The 20,206-nt window shown below is 68.6% G+C and carries 16 protein-coding genes and 2 tRNA genes; 16 read left to right on the top strand and 2 right to left on the bottom strand.

Annotated features, from left to right (window positions below):
- The first annotated feature begins 265 nt into the window (after positions 1 to 265).
- Positions 266 to 460, top strand: a complete 195-nt coding sequence (locus OG524_RS12095) for a hypothetical protein (RefSeq protein ID WP_405393228.1) — start codon at positions 266 to 268, stop codon at positions 458 to 460.
- A 142-nt stretch (positions 461 to 602) separates the two neighbouring features.
- Here the strand turns inward: OG524_RS12095 and OG524_RS12090 are convergent.
- A tRNA-Gly gene (locus tag OG524_RS12090) sits at positions 603 to 676 on the bottom strand.
- 195 nt (positions 677 to 871) lie between these two features.
- On the opposite strand from OG524_RS12090, the gene OG524_RS12085 reads away from it, so the two are divergent.
- The 5 genes from OG524_RS12085 (at position 872) to clpX (ending at position 5,631) form a co-directional block, all read left to right on the top strand.
- Positions 872 to 948, top strand: a tRNA-Pro gene (locus OG524_RS12085).
- 163 nt (positions 949 to 1,111) lie between these two features.
- On the top strand, positions 1,112 to 2,521 hold the full coding sequence (gene tig / locus OG524_RS12080) for a trigger factor (RefSeq protein ID WP_405390844.1): 1,410 nt from the start codon (positions 1,112 to 1,114) through the stop codon (positions 2,519 to 2,521).
- Positions 2,522 to 2,795: 274 nt separating this feature from the next.
- Positions 2,796 to 3,401, top strand: a complete 606-nt coding sequence (locus OG524_RS12075; protein WP_164494208.1) for an ATP-dependent Clp protease proteolytic subunit — start codon at positions 2,796 to 2,798, stop codon at positions 3,399 to 3,401.
- An 88-nt stretch (positions 3,402 to 3,489) separates the two neighbouring features.
- Positions 3,490 to 4,173: an ATP-dependent Clp protease proteolytic subunit gene (locus tag OG524_RS12070; protein ID WP_019992624.1), complete on the top strand. Its 684-nt coding sequence runs from the start codon at positions 3,490 to 3,492 to the stop codon at positions 4,171 to 4,173.
- 156 nt (positions 4,174 to 4,329) lie between these two features.
- Entirely contained in the window at positions 4,330 to 5,631 is a 1,302-nt protein-coding gene (clpX, locus tag OG524_RS12065; protein WP_056785577.1) for an ATP-dependent Clp protease ATP-binding subunit ClpX, read from the top strand.
- 79 nt (positions 5,632 to 5,710) lie between these two features.
- Here the strand turns inward: clpX and OG524_RS12060 are convergent, their stop codons facing one another.
- Positions 5,711 to 6,700 carry a hypothetical protein gene (locus OG524_RS12060; protein ID WP_405810169.1) on the bottom strand — a complete coding sequence of 330 codons (990 nt, stop codon included), beginning with the start codon at positions 6,698 to 6,700 and terminating at the stop codon, positions 5,711 to 5,713.
- A gap of 137 nt (positions 6,701 to 6,837) precedes the next feature.
- On the opposite strand from OG524_RS12060, the gene OG524_RS12055 reads away from it, so the two are divergent.
- The 10 genes from OG524_RS12055 (at position 6,838) to OG524_RS12010 (ending at position 20,176) form a co-directional block, all read left to right on the top strand.
- Positions 6,838 to 9,459 carry a valine--tRNA ligase gene (locus OG524_RS12055; protein WP_405810167.1) on the top strand — a complete coding sequence of 874 codons (2,622 nt, stop codon included), beginning with the start codon at positions 6,838 to 6,840 and terminating at the stop codon, positions 9,457 to 9,459.
- 181 nt (positions 9,460 to 9,640) lie between these two features.
- On the top strand, positions 9,641 to 11,164 hold the full coding sequence (locus OG524_RS12050; RefSeq protein ID WP_405390847.1) for a bifunctional folylpolyglutamate synthase/dihydrofolate synthase: 1,524 nt from the start codon (positions 9,641 to 9,643) through the stop codon (positions 11,162 to 11,164).
- A gap of 4 nt (positions 11,165 to 11,168) precedes the next feature.
- Positions 11,169 to 11,537: a DUF4233 domain-containing protein gene (locus OG524_RS12045; RefSeq protein WP_405390848.1), complete on the top strand. Its 369-nt coding sequence runs from the start codon at positions 11,169 to 11,171 to the stop codon at positions 11,535 to 11,537.
- Positions 11,538 to 11,621: 84 nt separating this feature from the next.
- On the top strand, positions 11,622 to 12,035 hold the full coding sequence (gene ndk / locus OG524_RS12040; RefSeq protein ID WP_033299402.1) for a nucleoside-diphosphate kinase: 414 nt from the start codon (positions 11,622 to 11,624) through the stop codon (positions 12,033 to 12,035).
- 292 nt (positions 12,036 to 12,327) lie between these two features.
- Positions 12,328 to 13,347, top strand: coding sequence for a rod shape-determining protein (locus OG524_RS12035; RefSeq protein ID WP_361885158.1), 1,020 nt, complete (start codon positions 12,328 to 12,330; stop codon positions 13,345 to 13,347).
- A 97-nt stretch (positions 13,348 to 13,444) separates the two neighbouring features.
- Positions 13,445 to 14,509 (top strand): rod shape-determining protein MreC, encoded by a 1,065-nt coding sequence (gene mreC, locus OG524_RS12030; protein WP_405390849.1) that lies wholly within the window; start codon positions 13,445 to 13,447, stop codon positions 14,507 to 14,509.
- An 11-nt stretch (positions 14,510 to 14,520) separates the two neighbouring features.
- Positions 14,521 to 15,180: a rod shape-determining protein MreD gene (gene mreD / locus OG524_RS12025; RefSeq protein WP_405390850.1), complete on the top strand. Its 660-nt coding sequence runs from the start codon at positions 14,521 to 14,523 to the stop codon at positions 15,178 to 15,180.
- Positions 15,181 to 15,217: 37 nt separating this feature from the next.
- Positions 15,218 to 17,395, top strand: a complete 2,178-nt coding sequence (gene mrdA, locus OG524_RS12020) for a penicillin-binding protein 2 (RefSeq protein WP_405390851.1) — start codon at positions 15,218 to 15,220, stop codon at positions 17,393 to 17,395.
- Positions 17,395 to 18,585 (top strand): rod shape-determining protein RodA, encoded by a 1,191-nt coding sequence (gene rodA, locus OG524_RS12015; RefSeq protein ID WP_405390852.1) that lies wholly within the window; start codon positions 17,395 to 17,397, stop codon positions 18,583 to 18,585. The genes mrdA and rodA overlap by 1 nt, the downstream gene beginning before the upstream one ends.
- 61 nt (positions 18,586 to 18,646) lie before the next feature.
- Positions 18,647 to 20,176 (top strand): CHAD domain-containing protein, encoded by a 1,530-nt coding sequence (locus tag OG524_RS12010; protein ID WP_405810162.1) that lies wholly within the window; start codon positions 18,647 to 18,649, stop codon positions 20,174 to 20,176.
- The last annotated feature ends 30 nt before the right edge of the window (positions 20,177 to 20,206 follow it).

Genomic DNA, 20,206 nt, shown 5'->3' with positions numbered 1-20,206 from the left:
CGATCACGGTGGCCGATATTCGAACTGCTTCGTACACAGCAGGTTCACAGAATTGTGGGAAGGGGCGTCGCGCCCTTGCGGGGCGCCCCCCGCACCCGGGGGCGCCCCGGCGTGCGGGGGGCGCGAGTATGGCGCGATCCGGTCAGTTCGATTCATCACCCGGCAGCACCCACAGGGGAGTTGGTGGCACGATGGTCACAACGGGGGTGTGCTCGGCCGCACACCGCCGGGCCGGCAAGGCGGACCGACCAAGGGTGTGATCAGTGTGGCCATTTCACTGTCTGTGGTGCTGATGCTGGGGATCATCCTGGTGGTGCTCATCCGCGGCGGGTCCCTCAAGGGCGGGCCGGCGGCCGTGGCCGTGCTCTTCGGTTTCTTCCTGGCATCGACGGGCATGGCGCCGTCGATCAACAGGTTCATGAACTCGATAGCCGACACGATCAACCAGATCAGCTTCTGACCGTGGGGGCGGCCCCTGGTCCGCCCCGGCGCGCGTCAGGGCCCAGCGCGTCAGGTCCGGGGTGTCCGGCGGCCGTGCGCGCGGTCGCCGGTGAACGCGAAGAGCCCGGTCCGACGAGTGACTGTCGAACCGGGCCCCTGCATGGAGCGGGCGACGGGAATCGAACCCGCGTAGCTAGTTTGGAAGACTAGGGCTCTACCATTGAGCTACGCCCGCAAGCGACGCGCCACAGGTCCGGTGGACCGCGGCACGGACAGCATCGTAGCGGGTCGTGGACGGTGCGCGCACACCCGAATCGGCGTGCCCCCGACAACCGCCTCCAGTGACCGCCTCCCGTGACCTCCTTCGAGGCCCGTCCCGTAAAGCGTCCGACGCACCGCTTGTCGGCATGTACCCTACGTGTCGCACCGACGGGGTGTGGCGCAGCTTGGTAGCGCGTCCGCTTTGGGAGCGGAAGGTCGTCGGTTCGAATCCGGCCACCCCGACCACCAGCAGGATCCACAGGCAAGATCGCGTTGTGGGAGTCATCCCGCTTGCCGTTACTATGCAAATTGCGTGCCCGTGTGTCTGATGTACCGGGCTCGATCCGCGAAGCCGCCTCTCGGCGGCCCAGCAGAACCCAAAGAAGTCAGCCACCAAGGAGACCGAACCGTGAAGAGCGCCGTGGAGACCCTGAACCCGACTCGGGTTCGGCTCAGCATCGAGGTGCCCTTCGAGGAGCTCAAGGACAGCCTCGACGCGGCGTACAAGAAGATCAACCAGCAGGTCACGGTGAAGGGCTTCCGTAAGGGCAAGATCCCCAACCGCGTCATCGACCAGCGGTTCGGCCGTGGTGCTGTGCTGGAGGAGGCCGTCAACGACGCCCTTCCGAAGTTCTACACCGAGGCTGTCAACGAGGGTGAGCTCAACGTTCTGGGCCAGCCCGAGGTTGACATCACCGAACTCAAGGACGGCGAACTGCTGGCCTTCACCGCCGAGGTGGATGTCCGTCCCGAGATCGAGATTCCGGACTACTCCGGCATCGAGGTCACCGTGGACGCACTCGAGGTCACCGAAGAGGACGTCGACAAGGCCGTGGAGCAGCTGCGCGAGCGCTTCGCCTCCACCAACCCGGTCGAGCGCGCCGCCGTCGAAGGCGACGTCGTGACGATCGACCTGGAAGCCAAGGTCGACGGAGAGGTCCTGGAGGACGGCGTGGCCGCGGGTGTCTCGTACACCATCGGTTCCGGCGAGCTCCTCGAGGGCATCGACGAGGCCGTGACCGGCCTGGAGGCCGGTGGCGAGGCCACCTTCGCCTCCGAGCTGAAGGGCGGCTCCGCCGAGGGCAAGGAAGCGGAGGTCACCGTCAAGGTCACCGCCGTCGCTTCCCGTGAACTGCCCGAGCTGGACGACGACTTCGCGCAGATGGCGAGCGAGTTCGACACGCTCGCCGAGCTCCGCGAGGACAGCCGCAAGCGCCTCGAGAACACCAAGCAGTACGACCAGGCCACGCAGGCCCAGGAGCGTGTCCTCGACGAGCTCCTGAAGCTGGCCGAGGTCCCGATCCCCGAGAAGCTCCTCGCGGACGAGGTCCAGACCCGCAAGCACAACCTCGAGCACCACCAGCTCGGCCAGATGGGTCTCGACCTCGAGAAGTACCTGGAGATCCAGGGCAAGACGCTCGAGGAGTTCGAGGCCGAGACCTCCGAGCAGGCCGTCAAGGGCATCAAGACCCAGTTCATCCTTGACGAGCTCGTCAACAAGGAGAAGCTCAACGTCAACCAGGAGGAGCTCACCGAGCACCTCATGCGGCGCGCAGCTTCCTCCGGCATGAGCCCCGACCAGTTCGCCCAGGCCGTCGTCGAAGGCGGCCAGGTGCCGATGCTCGTCGGCGAGGTCGCCCGCGGCAAGGCGCTCGCCGTGGTCGTCGAGGCCGCCAAGGTCGTCGACACCAACGGTGAGGTCGTCGAGCTCGAGGACGACGAGGACGAGGCCGCCGTCGAGGCGGTCGAGGGCGCCACGGAGGCCGCCGCCGAGGCCGCCACCGACGAGAAGAAGGACGACGAGAAGACCGAGGCCTGAGCCTCGTTCTGATCGGCTGATCCGATTCGCACGACGGGCTCCGGACGTATCGCGTCCGGAGCCCGTCGTCGTATCGGCCCATGCCCCGGAACCCTTGTGCGGACTGCTGACCTTGCGCTCCCAGCGAACAGTTGGGGAAGCGGGATGGCGTTGTCCCACCTGCGCGTTAGGGTCCATGAAGAGGAAGGGTCGGGGAGTCCCGGCCCACCCGGTACGAAGACGCTGAGACGGCCGGAGCCGTCAGAGACGAGCAGGTGGATACGTGACGAATCTGATGCCCTACGCCGCCGGAGAGCCGTCCCTCGGTGGAGGCCTCGGTGACCAGGTCTACAGCCGACTGCTCGGCGAGCGCATCATCTTCCTCGGTCAGCAGGTCGACGATGACATCGCCAACAAGATCACCGCACAGCTTCTGCTCCTTGCCGCCGACCCGGACAAGGACATCTACCTCTACATCAACAGCCCCGGCGGCTCGGTGACGGCAGGCATGGCGGTCTACGACACCATGCAGTACATCCCGAACGACGTGGTCACCATCGGCATGGGCATGGCGGCCTCGATGGGCCAGTTCCTGCTCACCGGTGGCACGGCGGGCAAGCGCTTCGCGCTCCCGAACACCGACATCCTCATGCACCAGGGTTCGGCCGGCATCGGCGGTACCGCCTCGGACATCAAGATCCAGGCGCAGTACCTGCTCCGCACGAAGACGCGGATGGCCGAGATCACCGCCCACCACTCCGGCCAGACCGTGGAGACGATCATCCGCGACGGCGACCGCGACCGCTGGTACACGGCGGAGGAGGCCAAGGACTACGGCCTCATCGACGAGATCATCACGGTCGCGTCGGGCATCCCGGGCGGCGGCGGCACCGGCGCCTGATCCGGGCCCACCCGGACCGGCACCACGCCGCACCCTCTCGTACGCCTCCCGTACGCCGAGCCCTCCAGCCCACATGAACGCCACCAGGATGGTGAACACCCACATGAACAACTTCCCCGGCGCCTCCGCGAGCGGCCTCTACACCGGCCCGCAGGTGGACAACCGCTACGTCGTCCCGCGCTTCGTGGAGCGCACCTCGCAGGGTGTGCGTGAGTACGACCCGTACGCGAAGCTCTTCGAGGAGCGCGTGATCTTCCTCGGCGTGCAGATCGACGACGCCTCGGCCAACGACGTCATGGCGCAGCTGCTGTGCCTGGAGTCGATGGACCCGGACCGCGACATCTCGATCTACATCAACAGCCCCGGCGGCTCGTTCACCGCGCTCACCGCGATCTACGACACGATGCAGTTCGTGAAGCCGGACATCCAGACGGTCTGCATGGGCCAGGCGGCCTCCGCCGCCGCCGTCCTGCTCGCCGCGGGCACCCCGGGCAAGCGCATGGCGCTCCCGCACGCCCGTGTGCTGATCCACCAGCCGTCCTCGCAGACCGGCCGTGAGCAGCTCTCCGACCTGGAGATCGCGGCCAACGAGATCCTGCGGATGCGCACCCAGCTCGAAGAGATGCTGGCCAAGCACTCGACCACCCCGCTGGAGAAGATCAGCGAGGACATCGAGCGCGACAAGATCCTTACCGCCGACGACGCACTGGCGTACGGTCTGGTGGACCAGATCGTGTCCACCCGCAAGACCACAGCCGGCGCGTCCGTCTGACATCGGTCTTTCCCCTTGGCACATTCCAGTAGCACGGCCCCGGCCGTGTGAACCGTGCCAAGGGGGGCCCGAACGGGGGGCCAGGCAAGGTACCGTCGGATAGAGGCACCAGGAGCCGCTGAACCAGGCTGCTCCCAGGCGAAGGGGAAGCACCTCGTGGCACGCATCGGTGATGGCGGCGACCTGCTCAAGTGCTCGTTCTGCGGAAAGAGCCAGAAGCAGGTGAAGAAGCTCATCGCGGGACCCGGTGTGTACATCTGCGACGAGTGCATCGATCTCTGCAACGAGATCATCGAGGAGGAGCTCGCGGAGACCTCCGAGGTGCGGTGGGAGGAGCTCCCCAAGCCGCGGGAGATCTACGAGTTCCTCGAGGGGTACGTCGTCGGGCAGGAGCCCGCGAAGAAGGCCCTCTCGGTCGCGGTGTACAACCACTACAAGCGGGTCCAGGCCGGGGAGAACGGCGGCGGCGCGAATCGCGACGACGCGATCGAGCTCGCCAAGTCCAACATCCTGCTGCTGGGCCCCACGGGCTCCGGCAAGACACTCCTCGCGCAGACGCTGGCCCGCATGCTCAACGTCCCGTTCGCCATCGCCGACGCGACGGCGCTGACGGAGGCCGGCTATGTCGGCGAGGACGTCGAGAACATCCTGCTGAAGCTGATCCAGGCCGCGGACTACGACGTCAAGAAGGCCGAGACCGGGATCATCTACATCGACGAGATCGACAAGGTCGCCCGCAAGAGCGAGAACCCGTCGATCACCCGTGATGTCTCCGGCGAGGGCGTCCAGCAGGCCCTGCTGAAGATCCTGGAGGGCACCACCGCCTCCGTACCGCCGCAGGGCGGCCGGAAGCACCCGCACCAGGAGTTCATCCAGATCGACACGACGAACGTGCTGTTCATCGTGGGCGGTGCCTTCTCCGGCCTGGAGAAGATCATCGAGTCGCGGGCCGGCGCCAAGGGCATCGGCTTCGGCGCGACGATCCGTTCGAAGCTGGAGATCCAGGCGAGCGACCAGTTCCAGGAGGTCATGCCGGAGGACCTGGTGAAGTTCGGGATGATCCCCGAGTTCATCGGCCGCCTCCCTGTACTGACCTCGGTCCACAACCTGGACCGCGAGGCGCTGCTCCAGATCCTGGTCGAGCCGCGTAACGCCCTGGTGAAGCAGTACCAACGGCTGTTCGAACTCGACGGTGTGGAGCTGGACTTCGAGCGCGAGGCGCTGGAAGCCATCGCCGACCAGGCGATCCTGCGCCAGACGGGCGCACGTGGTCTGCGCGCGATCATGGAGGAAGTCCTCCAGTCCGTGATGTACGAGGTCCCGTCCCGCAAGGACGTGGCCCGCGTGGTCATCACACCGGACGTCGTCCGCAACAACGTCAACCCGACACTGGTCCCGCGCGAGCCGCGCACGATCGGCAAGAACGACGACGGCGGCCGCCACGAGAAGTCCGCGTAGCGGCAGCGACGACGACACGTACGCCGTAGGGGCGCCCGGCCGGTGGCCGGGCGCCCCTACGCATGTGTGGTGCGGCTGATCAGATCTTGGTGCGCGAGGTGTTGTAGATCTTGGCGGCGAGGTCCGCCACGTCCTTCTGCGGCATGGCCTTGTTGGTCAGCATCGCGCCGATGTCCATGCCCACGACGATGCCGACCGTGCTGTAGTCGGTCCACACGCATACGGGCGTGGTGATCTCCTCCGGGCCCTTCGCCGCTGTCCCGTCGGCCTCTTCGTTGACCATCTTGATGCTCTGGCACTTCATCAGCGCCCCCTCGAAACCCGCGGGCTTGACGGCCTCGGGGCTGCCGACGAGCGAGACGTTCTCGCTGTCCTCGCCCTTCGCCATCTCCAGCTCGGCGTTCCTGAAAGCGCCGTCGATCACCTTCGCGGGGTCGGTGACCTCACCCCAGATGCCCATGAGCATGAGCTGCTTCATGGTGAGCGGGTTGTCCTCGGCACCGTTCACGTACGTGGCGGTCACCTCGTTGGGGTTCTTGACCCCCATGGCCTCCGCCTCGGCCTTGTCCTTGCCCGTCATGGGCTTCGAGGGCACCGCCTTGGCGGTGTCCTGCTTGTAGTCGTCCACCGAGGCGGCAGGCGTCAGCTTGTAGCCCTTGGTGGAGTCGGCCACGTCGCTGTTGCTGCTGCCGCCCGAGGTGAGGAAGTACACCCCGCCCGCGACGACCGCCAGCGCCACCACGGCCGCACCGATGATCAGGCCGGTCTTCTTCTTCGGTGCGGCCGGGGGCTGCCCGCCGTAGGCCTGCTGGCCGCCGTACGGAGGCGTGGGCGGCTGCTGGCCGTAGGGACCCGGCTGCTGCCCCTGCGGGTAGCCGTAGCCCGGCTGCTGCGGGGGCTGCTGCGGCGGGACACCCTGAGGGGCCTGCTGCGGGTAGCCGTACCCGGGCTGGCCCTGCGGCGGACCCTGCGGCGGCGGGCCGCCGTACGGGCCCGGCTGCTGGCCGTACGGACCGGGCTGGCCCTGCGGCGGCTGGCTGCCGTACGGGCCCGGCTGGTTGTAGCTCATTGGGCTGTCCCCTCCAGAATGCTTATGCGTTGCGGACATCCTGACGGAAGCGGCCCTGACATGGGGTGCCGGGCAGCACACCGTTACTGAACAAACCGGTTTCAGTGCACGACTGTGACGGGCCTAAACTGTGGCGCGTGACCGAGAACCCTTCGCAGCAGTCAGCCAGCACCCCCGAACTGCCGACCCAGTACGCGCCGGCCGAGGTAGAGGGGAAGCTGTACGAGCGCTGGGTGGAGCGCGGTTACTTCACGGCCGACCCGGCGAGCGAGAAGCCCCCGTACACGATCGTCATCCCGCCGCCCAACGTCACCGGGGCGCTCCACCTGGGACACGCCTTCCAGGTCACGCTCATGGACGCGCTGACCCGGCGAAAGCGCATGCAGGGCTTCGAGACCCTGTGGCTGCCCGGCATGGACCACGCCGGAATCGCCACCCAGAACAAGGTCGAGCAGCAGCTCGCAGAAGAGGGCAAGTCCCGCCAGGACCTGGGCCGTGAGCAGTTCACCGAGCGCGTGTGGCAGTGGAAGGAAGAGTTCGGCGGCCGGATCCTCGGCCAGCTGCGCCGTCTCGGTGCCGGTCTCGACTGGTCCCGCGAGCGGTTCACCATGGACGAGGGCCTGTCCAAGGCCGTCCAGACCATCTTCAAGAAGCTGTACGACGACGAACTGATCTACCGTGCCGAGCGCATCATCAACTGGTGCCCGCGCTGTCTGACCGCGATCTCCGACATCGAGGTCGACTACCAGGACGACGACGGCGAGCTGGTCTCGCTGAAGTACGGCGAGGGCGACGAGACGCTCGTGGTCGCCACCACGCGTGTCGAGACGATGCTCGGAGACACGGCGGTCGCCGTCCACCCCGACGACGAGCGGTACGCGCATCTCATCGGCAAGCGGATCAAGCTGCCGCTGACCAACCGTACGATCCCGGTCGTCGCCGATCACCACGTCGACCCGGAGTTCGGTACCGGCGCCGTCAAGGTCACGCCCGCTCATGACCCGAACGACTTCGCGATCGGCCAGCGGCACGGCCTGGAGTCCATGACGATCATGGACGAGCGCGGAGTCATCACGGTCCACGGACCGTTCGAAGGGCTCGACCGCTTCGAGGCGCGCTCCGCGATCGTCGCCGCCCTGCGCGAGCAGGGCCGTGTCGTCGCCGAGAAGCGCCCTTACGTCCACTCCGTGGGCCACTGCTCGCGCTGCAAGACGACCGTCGAACCACGCCTGTCGCTCCAGTGGTGGGTCAAGGTCGAGACGCTCGCCGGGGCCGCGGGCGACGCCGTCCGTGACGGTCGCGTCGAGCTCCACCCGAAGGAGATGGAGAAGCGGTACTTCGACTGGGTCGACAACCTCAACGACTGGTGCATCTCGCGCCAGCTCTGGTGGGGGCACCGCATTCCGGTCTGGTACGGGCCGGCGGGCGAGGTCGTCTGCGTCGGACCCGACGAGGAGCCGCCGAGCGGTGACGGCTGGACCCAGGACCCCGATGTCCTCGACACGTGGTTCTCCTCCGGACTGTGGCCCTTCTCCACGCTCGGCTGGCCCGAGGAGACCCCGGACCTCAAGAAGTTCTACTCGACCGATGTCCTGCTCACCGGGCACGACATCATCTTCTTCTGGGTCGTCCGGATGATGATGTTCGGTCTGTACGCGATGGATGGCGAAGTGCCGTTCAAGACCGTTGCGCTGACCGGCCTCGTCCGCGACGAGTTCGGCAAGAAGATGTCCAAGTCCAATCCCAACGCGGTCGATCCGATCGACTGGATGGACAACTACGGTTCCGACGCGGTCCGGTTCACCCTCGCCAAGGGTGCCAACCCGGGCGCCGACGTCCCGATCGGTGAGGACTGGGTCCAGGCCTCCCGTAACTTCGCCAACAAGATCTGGAACGCGACCCGCTTCGCGATGATGAACGGCGCGACCGTCGAGGGTCCGCTGCCTCCCGTCGAGCAGATGTCGGCGACCGATCGCTGGATCCTGTCGCGCCTCAACGCGACCGTCGCCGAAGTCGACGCGTTCTACGACGACTTCCAGTTCGCCAAGCTCAGCGAGGCCCTCTACCACTTCGCGTGGGACGAGGTCTTCGACTGGTACGTCGAGCTGTCCAAGACGACGTTCTTCGCGGGCGGCGAGCAGGCCAAGGTGTCCGCCCGGGTCCTCGGTGAGGTCCTCGACGTGACGCTGCGGGTCCTGCACCCGATCGTTCCGTTCGTCACGGAGCAGCTCTGGACGACTCTCACCGGCGGCGAGTCCCTCGTCGTCGCCGACTGGCCCGAGGACTCCGGCTTCCGCGACGACGCGGCCGAGAAGGAGATCGAGCTCGTCCAGCAGGTCGTCACCGAGGTCCGCCGGTTCCGCTCCGACCAGGGCCTGCAGCCCGGCCAGAAGGTCCCGGCCGAGCTCTCCGTGACCGGTACGGCGCTCGCCCCGCACGAAGCGGCCATTCGCCAGCTGCTGCGTCTGCAGCCCGCCGGTGACGGCTTCCACGCCACGGCGACGCTGCCGGTCGCGGGAGCCACGGTCGCCCTCGACCTCTCCGGCACGATCGACGTCGAGGCCGAGCGCAAGCGCCTGACCAAGGACCTCGGCGCGGCCGAGAAGGAGAAGGCGCAGGCCAACGGGAAGCTCGGCAACGAGGCGTTCCTGGGCAAGGCACCGGACAACGTGGTCGACAAGATCCGCGCCCGGCTCGCGAAGGCCGAGGCGGACATCGAGCGGATCACCGCCCAGCTGGCGAACCTGCCGCAGAGCTGATGACCTGAGGGCGAAGCCCCCGTACCCCCGACCGACCGGGAGTGCGGGGGCTTCGCCGTGCCCGGCCGGCCGGGCGGACCGCGCTCCGCCGTGCCCGCACGGAACATGGCCCGGGACACCCGTACGCGGCGCCGCACCGGGCGCCGCGCGGGATGCCGGTGCCCATCCGTAGACTGGCCCTGTGAGTGAGCCCCGCCCTTCAGACCGGCACGACGCGTCAGAGTCCGACGACACCTTCGAGGAGATCGTCGACGAAGCGACCCAGCGCGACCCCGACCTGGCGGTGATCGAGGCCGGGAGCCGCACGCTGCGCACCCGGTCAGGACCCCCGCAGGGCGACGCGGTCCCCGCACGCCCCACCGACCCCGAGACCGACCGGGCGCTCCGCGCCGTGGAACAGGAGCTTGCCGGCCGCTGGGGCGAGACCAAGCTCGAGCCGTCGGTGACCCGCATCGCGGCGCTGATGGACGTCCTCGGTGAGCCGCAGCGCGCCTACCCCTCGATCCACATCACGGGGACGAACGGCAAGACAAGCACGGCCCGCATGATCGAGGCCCTGCTCAACGCCTTCGAGCTGCGCACCGGCCGCTACACCTCCCCGCACGTCCAGTCGATCACCGAGCGGATCAGCCTGGACGGCACGCCGATCGAGGCCGAGCGCTTCATCGACACGTACAACGACATCAAGCCGTACGTCGAGATGGTCGACGGCCAGCAGGAGTACCGGCTCTCGTTCTTCGAGGTGCTGACCGGCATGGCCTACGCGGCCTTCGCCGACGCGCCGGTCGACGTCGCGGTCGTCGAGGTCGGCATGGGCGGCACCTGGGACGCGACCAACGTCATCGACGCCTCGGTCGCCGTCGTCACCCCCATCTCGCTGGACCACACCGACCGCCTGGGCACCACCCCTGCGGAGATCGCGGGCGAGAAGGCCGGAGTGATCAAGCAGGACGCGACGGTGATCCTGGCCCAGCAGCCGGTCGACGCCGCACAGGTCATGCTGAAGAAGGCCGTCGAGGTGGACGCCACGGTGGCTCGCGAGGGCATGGAATTCGGCATCGTCTCCCGTGAGGTCGCGGTCGGCGGCCAGCTGCTGACGCTGCGCGGCCTCGGCGGCGAGTACGACAACATCTTCCTTCCGCTCTACGGGGCCCATCAGGCGCACAACGCCGCGGTGGCGCTCGCCGCCGTCGAGGCGTTCTTCGGCATCGGTGCCGAGCAGGCCCGCAGCCTCGACATCGACGCCGTCCGCAAGGCCTTCCTCGCGGTGCTCTCACCCGGCCGGCTCGAAGTCGTGCGGTCCAGCCCGACCGTCGTCCTGGACGCGGCGCACAACCCCGCGGGCGCCCGCGCCGCCTCCGAGGGGATCACCGAGGCGTTCAGCTTCTCCCGGCTCATCGGGGTCGTCGGCGCCAGCGACGGCAAGGACGTCCGGGAACTCCTCGAAGCGTTCGAGCCGATCTTCGCCGAGGTCGTCGTCACCCAGAACTCCAGCGCACGCGCCATGGACGCGGACGCGCTGGCCGCGGTCGCCGTCGAGGTCTTCGGCACCGACCGCGTGCAGGTCGAGCCGCGCCTCGACGACGCGCTGGAGGCGGCCATCACCCTCGCCGAGGAAGAGGCCGAGTACGCGGGCGCCGGAGTCCTGGTGACCGGATCCGTGATCACGGTCGGCGAGGCCCGGCTGCTTCTGGGAAGGCACTGACCCTGTGCGTACGCTCTGTGCATCGACGCTGATCGGCGAGTTCTTCGTCATCGGCTTCGCCGGACTCGTCGCCATGAAGGCCGACGACCTGTCCATGACCACGGTCTGGACGGTGTGCGGCATCGGCATGCTGCTGTCCGTCCTGCTCTGCGGTGTGATCACCCGGCCCGGCGGTGTGCAGCTCGGCTGGGCGTTCCAGATCGCGCTGGTGCTGAGCGGCTTCTTCGTCCCGATGATGTTCATCCTCGGTGTGGTCTTCGCCGCGCTGTGGTGGGCCTCGGTCCACTACGGCCGGGTGATCGACGAGGCGAAGGCACGATGGGCGGCACAGGCCGAGGCACAGGAGAACGCACAGGCTCCGGCCGGAGGATGACGCAGCGTAAACCCGGCCGATGGGCCGGGCGCCTGCCCCTGTAATCTCACCCTCACCGCACCCGAAGTCTGCAAGGAGCCGCACATGACTCAGCGCACCCTCGTCCTTCTCAAGCCCGACGCCGTCAGGCGTGGGCTGATCGGCGAGATCGTCGGCCGCATCGAACGCAAGGCCGGCTGGACGATCACCGCGCTGGAGCTGCGCACGCTCGACCAGGAGACCCTGGAGCAGCACTACGGCGAGCACAAGGGCCGCCCGTTCTACGAGCCGCTCGTGGAGTTCATGGCATCCGGCCCCGTCGTCGCCCTCGTGGCCGAGGGCGAGCGGGTCATCGAGGGCGTCCGCGCCCTGGCCGGCCCCACCGACCCGATCGCCGCCGCGCCCGGCTCGATCCGTGGAGACTTCGGTACGGTCACCCGCGAGAACCTCATCCACGCCTCGGACTCCGAGGAATCCGCGGAGCGGGAACTCAAGCTGTTCTTTCCGGGACTTTCCTGACTTCGGCTCGGCCAATCAGCGCTCATGACCTGGGGCGACCGAAGTAATTCGGTCGCCCTTCGGCATAGGGTCAGGGATCGCGGGAACGCATCCTTCCGACGTAACGTCACCATGGGTGGAACGGGCAGCCGTTCCGCGCACAATGGCGAAGGACCCTCGCGCTGTGTCCGTGCATACGGCACTACGATGGAAGCTTCCACGCCCGCAGCGCCAACCTCGCCTACCTAGAACAAGCCATTTTTCGCTTCCTGGGAAGGCCCGACGCATCCTCATGGGGAACAAGGGGAACTCAATGTCGTTCATCGGCCGTGACATGGCTATCGACCTCGGGACTGCCAACACGCTGGTGTACGTCAGGGGGCGCGGCATCGTCCTGAACGAGCCGTCCGTCGTGGCCATCAACACCAACACCGGCGGCATCCTGGCGGTCGGCTCCGAGGCCAAGAAGATGATCGGCCGTACGCCGGGCAACATCGTTGCCGTACGGCCGCTCAAGGACGGCGTGATCGCCGACTTCGAGATCACCGAGCGCATGCTCCGCTACTTCATCCTCAAGATCCACAAGCGCCGCTACCTGGCCCGCCCGCGGGTCGTCGTCTGCGTGCCCTCCGGCATCACAGGGGTCGAGCGACGCGCCGTCATCGAGGCGTCGACACAGGCCGGCGCGCGCCAGGTGCACATCATCGAGGAGCCCATGGCCGCGGCCATCGGCTCGGGCCTGCCGGTCCACGAGGCCACCGGCAACATGGTCGTCGACATCGGTGGCGGCACCACCGAGGTCGCGGTGATCTCGCTCGGCGGAATCGTCACTGCCCAGTCGATCCGGGTCGCCGGTGACGAGCTGGACAACGCGATCATCCAGCACATCAAGAAGGAGTACTCGCTCCTCCTCGGTGAGCGCACCGCCGAACAGATCAAGATCACGATCGGCTCGGCCTTCGACCTCAAGAAGGACGAGCACACCGAGATCCGCGGACGCGACCTGGTCTCCGGCCTGCCCAAGACCGTGGTCATCTCCGCCGCCGAGGTCCGCAAGGCCATCGAGGAGCCGGTCAACGCGATCGTCGACGCCGTGAAGACGACGCTCGACAAGTGCCCGCCGGAGCTCTCGGGTGACGTCATGGACCGCGGCATCGTCCTCACGGGCGGCGGCGCGCTCCTGCGCGGACTCGACGAGCGGCTGCGCCACGAGACGGGCATGCCCATCCACATCGCCGAGGACCCGCTGGACTCGGTGGCCCTCGGATCCGGCAAGTGCGTCGAGGAGTTCGAGGCGCTCCAGCAGGTGCTGGACGCCCAGCCCCGACGGTAGAACCCGACGTTCCGCCGTACGGGCACTGCCGCCCCGTACGGCGGAACGTTGACATACAGGCACGAATATTCCGACGAGGAAGGCACGGCCGCCGCACGTGAGGGACACACGAGAGAGCCGGCTGCTCCTGGTGCTGCTGATCGCCATCGCGTTCGCTTTGATCACGGTGGACATCCGCGGTGGCGAGGAGTCGCCGGTGGACGGCGCCCGGCAGGCCGCCGCCACGGTCTTCGGACCGGTCGAGAACGGCGTAGCAGCGGCGGTGGACCCGGTGGGGAACGCCATCGGCGCCGTACGGGACTCCGACGACCGGCACGACCGGATCGCAGCCCTGGAACACGAGAACGCCGAGCTGAAGACCAGGCTCGGCAGCGACGACCGCAACAGCAGCAAGGTCCGTCAGCTCGACACCATGCTCAAGAGCGCCGGAGCCGGCCAGTACGGCATCAAGGCCGCCGAGGTCATCGCCATAGGAGCGGCCCAGGGGTTCTCCTGGACGATCACGATCGACGCGGGAGCGAACGACGGCCTCAAGCGCGACATGACCGTACTGAACGGGGAGGGACTCGTCGGGCGGGTGACCACCGTCGGTCCCGACACCGCGACCGTCCTGCTCGCCAACGACCCCGACTTCACCGTCGGCACCCGCATGGAGAAGACCGACGAGCTCGGCTTCGCCACCGGGCAGGGCTCCCGGCCGCTGTCGGTCCAGTTCCTCAACGGCAAGGCCGGCGTGAAGAAGGGCGACCGGCTCGTCACCTTCGGCTCCAGCAGGGACAAGCCCTTCGTCCCCGGGGTCCCGGTCGGCGAGGTGGTGCGGGTCGACCCGTCCGGCGGTGACCTGACCCGGACCGTCTACGTCCGCCCGTTCGTCGGCTTCACCAAGCTCGACATCGTCGGCATCGTCGTCCAGGCGCCCCGCGAGGACCCGCGCGACATGGTGCTGCCGAAGCAGCCCAAGAAGCCGGAGAAGCCCAAGCCCACCCCGACCGTCACCGTCACCGTCCAGCCCAACGGCGACCTCGTCGACGGCAGCGGCAAGGTCGTCGGCAACATCAACGAGAAGCCCGGGTCCGACGCCTCCGGGAACGCCGACGCCGGGTCGGACACCTCCGGGAACGCCGACACCGCCGCCGGTGACGCGGCCAACGAGCAGGAATAGAGCTGATCCCCATGCGCTTCAACCGGACGCTGCTCTCCGTCACCCTGGTCGTGGTCGCCCTCGTCGTCCAGGTCTCCGTACTCGCCCGCCTCCAGCTCCCCGGCGCCACGCCCGACCTGCTGCTCCTGGTCGTCCTCGCACTCGCCTTCGTGTACGGGCACGTCAGCGGCGCGCTCATCGGCTTCGGCGCGGGTCTTCTCGCCGACCTGGCGCCGCCCGCCGACCACGCAGCCGGGCGCTACGCCCTGGTGCTCTGCCTCATCGGCTACCTCGCCGGACTGGCCAGGCCCGAGAACGGCCAGCTCAAGTCGGCCTTCGCCCCGATGGCGGTCGTCGTCGTCGCGGCGATCGGATCGACCCTGCTGTACGCGGGCGTCGGCGCCCTCGTCGGTGACACGGCCGCCCGCCATGTGGGCCTGGGCAGCCTGCTGTTCACCGCGGTCGTCTACGACCTGCTCCTCGCGCCGTTCACCGTCCCGCTGATCATGGCGCTCGCCAGACGTACCGAGAACGATCCGATCGCCGAGAGCTCCGGCGGCGATGTCGCCGCGGGCTGGCTGGCCTCGGGAACCGGGCTGCGGATCGGCAGCCAGCGGGGCGGGCTGCGCGTCAAGGCCGCCCGCAACCGTGCCGCGCGCGCAGGAAGGATCAAGGGGGTCAAGCGACTGTGAGGCTGGACCAGCACCGGAACACCACCGGGGGCGCCCCGTGAGCAACATTCCCGAGACGGGCCGCACCCAGCGGGTCCAGATCCGTCTCGTCGTCATCCAGGTTCTTGTCTTCTCCCTCCTCCTGACGCTCGGCGGCCGGCTCTGGTACCTCCAGATCCGCAACGGCCAGGAGTACACCGACGAGGCCAAGAACAACCACGTCCAGCAGGTCGTGCAGCCCGCCGTCCGGGGAGCCATCCTCGACGCCCGCGGCGTACCCCTCGCCGACAACGAGACCCGGCTCGTCGTCTCCGCCAGCCGCACCGAGCTGATGAAGATGAAGGACGACGGCGTCGGTGTCCTCACCCGGCTCGGCGGCGTCCTGGACATGAAGCCCAAGGACGTCCTGGACAAGGTCCGGCTCTGCGACTCCAAGACCCCGCAGCCCTGCTGGAACGGCTCGCCCTACCAGCCGATTCCCGTCACCGACGAGGCCACCACCCAGCAGGCCCTGCAGATCCGTGAGCGCGCCGAGGACTTCCCCGGCATCACCGCCGAGCCCACCGCCGTACGCCGCTACGCCGCACCCGGCAAGGCCAACACCGCCCAGGTGCTCGGCTACCTCTCGCCGGTCACCGACGACGAGGTCACCAAGGCCCAGGACACCGAGTCGCCCTACCTGCGCTCCGACCAGGTCGGCCGGTCCGGACTGGAGCGCACGTACGACAAGGAACTGCGCGGGAAGGCGGGCGTCACCCGCTACGAGGTCGACAACCTCGGCCGCGTCATCGGCGAGGCGAAGAACGACGAGGCCGAGCCCGGCGCCAGCGTCGTCACCTCCATCGACGCCCGCGTCCAGGCCGTCGCCGAGTACGAGCTCAACAAGGCGATGGAGACGGCCCGCAAGGAGATGGACCGCAACACCAACGAGCTGTACAAGGCCGACTCCGGCGCCGTCGTCGTCATGGAGACCAAGACAGGCCGCATCGTCTCGATGGCGTCCCTGCCGACGTACGACCCCAACGCCTGGATCGGCGGGATCTCCGCCAAGGACTACGCGAAGCTCACCGGCAAGAAGTCCAACTTCCCGCTGCTGAACCGCGCCATCCAGGGCACCGCCGCCCCCGGGTCGATCTTCAAGGTCATCTCCTCGACCGCGGCGGTCAACGCCGGATACGACTTCGACGGCAACTACCCGTGCCCCAGCTCGTACTCCATCGGCGGCCAGACCTTCAAGAACTTCGAGTCCCAGGGCTACGGCAGCATCAGCCTCGGCCGCGCCCTGGAGGTCTCCTGCGACACGGTCTACTACGGCCTGGCGCACAAGGAGTGGCAGCGGGACGGCGGCAACGTCCCGAAGAAGAACACCAACGACTGGTTCTACAAGACCGCCCACCAGTTCGGCCTCGGCAAGGAGACCGGCATCGACCTCCCCAACGAGGTCCCCGGCCGCGTCCCCGACCGCCAGTGGAAGCAGGACTTCTACGACGCCAACAAGACGGCGTGGTGCAAGCAGGGCAAGAAGGACGGCACCTACGTCGAGATGATCGCGTACGAAGGATGTCTTGAGGGCTACAAGATGCGCGCCGGTGACTCCGTCAACTACTCGATCGGCCAGGGCGACACGCTCGTCACCCCGATCCAGATGGCGACCATCTACTCCGCGATCTCCAACGGCGGCACGCTCTACGACCCGACCGTCGGCAAGGCCATCGTCAGCGGCGACGGACAGACCGTCCAGGAGATCAAGCCCCAGGCGCACGGCAAGCTGCCCTTCAAGGGAGACACCCGCGACCAGATAGACGAAGCCCTCGCGGGAGTCGCGACCCGGGGCAGCGCCGCCTGGCGATTCGGCGGATGGCCCCAGGACAAGATCCCGATGCACGCCAAGACGGGCACGGCCGAGGTCTACGGCAAGCAGACGACCTCGTGGTTCGCCACGTACACCGAGGACTACTCGATCGTCATGACGATCTCCCAGGGCGGTACGGGCTCCGGCGCCTCCGGCCCCGCCGTGCGCAACATCTACAACGCGCTCTACGGGCTCGACGCCGCCGGCAAGCAGGACCTGTCGAAGGCCCTGCTGCCCAAACCCCAGAAGGCCCTGCCGAAGATCCAGCGGGACGGCTCCATCGTGTCCCCGAAGATCAAGCCGTACACCCCCGAGCCCCCGGCCGAGGACGGCACCCAGGCACTCGCGGCAGGCCTCGCCGGAGCCCCGGGGAGGCGGGACTGATGGCAGGCTTCTCCGTCTCGCGCTACGCCCCCGAGCGCTCCTCGTGGGCCAAGCTCACCGCCCGCGACTCCGTCGTACGGCGGCTGGACTGGCCGCTGCTCGGCTCGGCGCTCGCGCTGTCCTTCATCGGATCGCTCCTGGTCTGGTCGGCGACCCGTGGCCGTGACTCGCTCACCCACGGCGACCCGTACTACTTCCTCTTCCGCCACGCCCTCAACACCGGCATCGGCCTCGCACTGATGATCGGCACCATCTGGCTAGGGCACCGCACCCTCCGGGGCGCGGTCCCGGTCCTGTACGGCCTCTCGGTCCTGCTCGTCCTGGCAGTGCTCACACCCCTCGGCGCCACCGTCAACGGGGCGCACGCCTGGATCATCATCGGCGGCGGCTTCTCCCTCCAGCCCTCCGAGTTCACCAAGATCACGATCATCCTGGGCATGGCGATGCTGCTCGCGGCCCGCGTCGACGCGGGTGACCAGCTGTACCCCGACCACCGGACCGTCGCCAAGGCGCTCGGCCTGGCGGTCATCCCGATGGCGGTCGTCATGCTGATGCCCGACCTCGGCTCGGTCATGGTCATGGCGGTCATCGTGCTCGGCGTCCTCCTCGCGTCCGGCGCGTCCAACCGATGGGTCTTCGGACTGCTCGGCGCGGGGACGACGGGCGCCGTCGCCATCTGGCAGCTCGGCCTGCTCGACGACTACCAGATCGCCCGCTTCGCCGCCTTCGCCAACCCGGCGCTGGACCCGGCGGGAGTCGGCTACAACACCAACCAGGCCCGTATCGCGATCGGCTCCGGCGGACTCACCGGGACGGGACTCTTCGAGGGCTCCCAGACCACCGGGCAGTTCGTGCCCGAGCAGCAGACCGACTTCGTCTTCACGGTCGCGGGCGAGGAGCTCGGCTTCCTCGGCGCGGGGCTCATCATCGTCCTGCTCGGCGTCGTCCTGTGGCGCGCCTGCCGGATCGCCCGCGAGACGACGGAGCTCTACGGGACGGTCGTGGCCGCCGGGATCATCGCCTGGTTCGCGTTCCAGTCCTTCGAGAACATCGGGATGACACTCGGCATCATGCCGGTGGCGGGCCTGCCACTGCCGTTCGTGTCGTACGGAGGATCGTCGATGTTCGCCGTGTGGGTGGCCATCGGACTGCTCCAGTCGATCCGGGTGCAACGGCCGATGACGGCCTGAGCGTCACCGGTCCGCCGCGGGCCCCCTGCCCATCCGCGGACAACACGTCTAGATTCGGTCTATGGCGGACTCGAAGCGTGAGATCGAGCGTAAGTACGAAGCGACTCCCGAAACCCGGCTGCCCGACCTGACCCGCGTGGCCGGGGTCTCGGCCGTCGTCCACCGCGGCCTGAGGGAACTCGACGCCGTCTACTACGACACCGAGGACCTCCGGCTGGCCGCCGGTTCCCTCACACTGCGGCGCAGAACCGGCGGGGACGACGCCGGCTGGCACCTCAAGTTCCCGGTCGCCACCGGCATCCGCGACGAGTTCCGCGCCCCTCTCGCCGACACCCTGCCGAGCTCCCTCGCCGGGCTCGTCCGCTCCCGGGTCAGGGATGCCGCGGTGGCCCCCGTCGTCCGGCTGCGCTCCTCCCGCGACGTCCACCACCTCCTGGACGAGGACGGCGCCCTGCTCGCCGAACTCAGCGTCGACGCCGTCCGCGCCGAACGCCTCGCCGAGGACGGCCGGGGCAGGACGGCGGCCTGGACCGAGATCGAGGTCGAGCTGGCCGACGACCAGGACCCCGCCGTACTCGACGCCGTCGAACGGCGTCTGCGCAAGGCCGGCGTACGCCCCTCGGCCTCGGCGTCCAAACTGGCCAGGGCACTGGCCGAGACGGCCCCGAAGCGGCGCAGGACCAAGGCCGCAGAGGGGACCGGCCCGCGCACCGCGGGCGACCACGTGCTGGCCTACGTACGCGACCAGATCACGGCGGTCGTCGACCTCGACCCCGCCGTACGGCGCGACCTCCCCGACTCCGTCCACCGCATGCGGGTCGCCACCCGACGGCTGCGCAGCGCCTTCAAGACCTACCGCAAGGTGCTCGACCGCACCGTCACCGACCCGGTCGGCGACGAACTGAAATGGCTCGCCGCCGAGCTCGGGATCGACCGGGACCAGGAAGTCCTCGACGACCGGATCCGCGCCCGGATCGCCGCACTGCCCCGCCCGCTGCTCCTCGGCCCCGTCCGCGGCCGGCTGCGGCTCTGGTCCGTCGCCGGGCGCACCGGATCACGGCGCCGGATCGTCTCCGTACTCGACGGGAAGCGCTACCAGGCCCTGCTGGAGACCCTGGACGCCCTCCTCGCCGACCCGCCCCTGCTCCCCGGCGCCGCACAGGAGCCGGCCCAGGCCCTGCCCAAGGCCGTGACCAAGGACTACGAGCGCCTCGCCACCCGTATCGGCCGCGCCCTCGAACAGCCCCCCGGCGAGGACCGCGACCTCGCCCTGCACGAGGCCCGCAAGGCGGCCAAACGCGCCAGGTACGCGGGCGAGGCGGCCCGGCCCGCGCTGGGGAAGCCCGCCAAGAGGTTCGCCAAGCGCATGAAGGCCGTCCAGACGGTCCTCGGCGACCACCAGGACAGCGTGGTCGCCCGCGACGCCCTGCGCGCCCTGGCGGTCCAGGCCCACGGGGCGGGGGAGTCCGCCTTCACCTGGGGACTGCTGTACGGACAGGAGGAGGCCGCGGCGGCCGACCGGGAACGCGAACTGCCCGAGGTGTGGGCCGAGGCGGCGGACCCCGCACTGCGCACGGCTCTGAAGGGCTGAGCACCGGGGTAACCTGGATGGTCACCCCTG

The sequence above is a fragment of the Streptomyces sp. NBC_01520 genome (assembly GCF_045040375.1).
Lineage (GTDB): Bacteria > Actinomycetota > Actinomycetes > Streptomycetales > Streptomycetaceae > Streptomyces.
The sequence above is the reverse complement of the archived record's forward strand: the minus strand, read 5'-3'. Positions and strand labels throughout refer to the sequence as shown.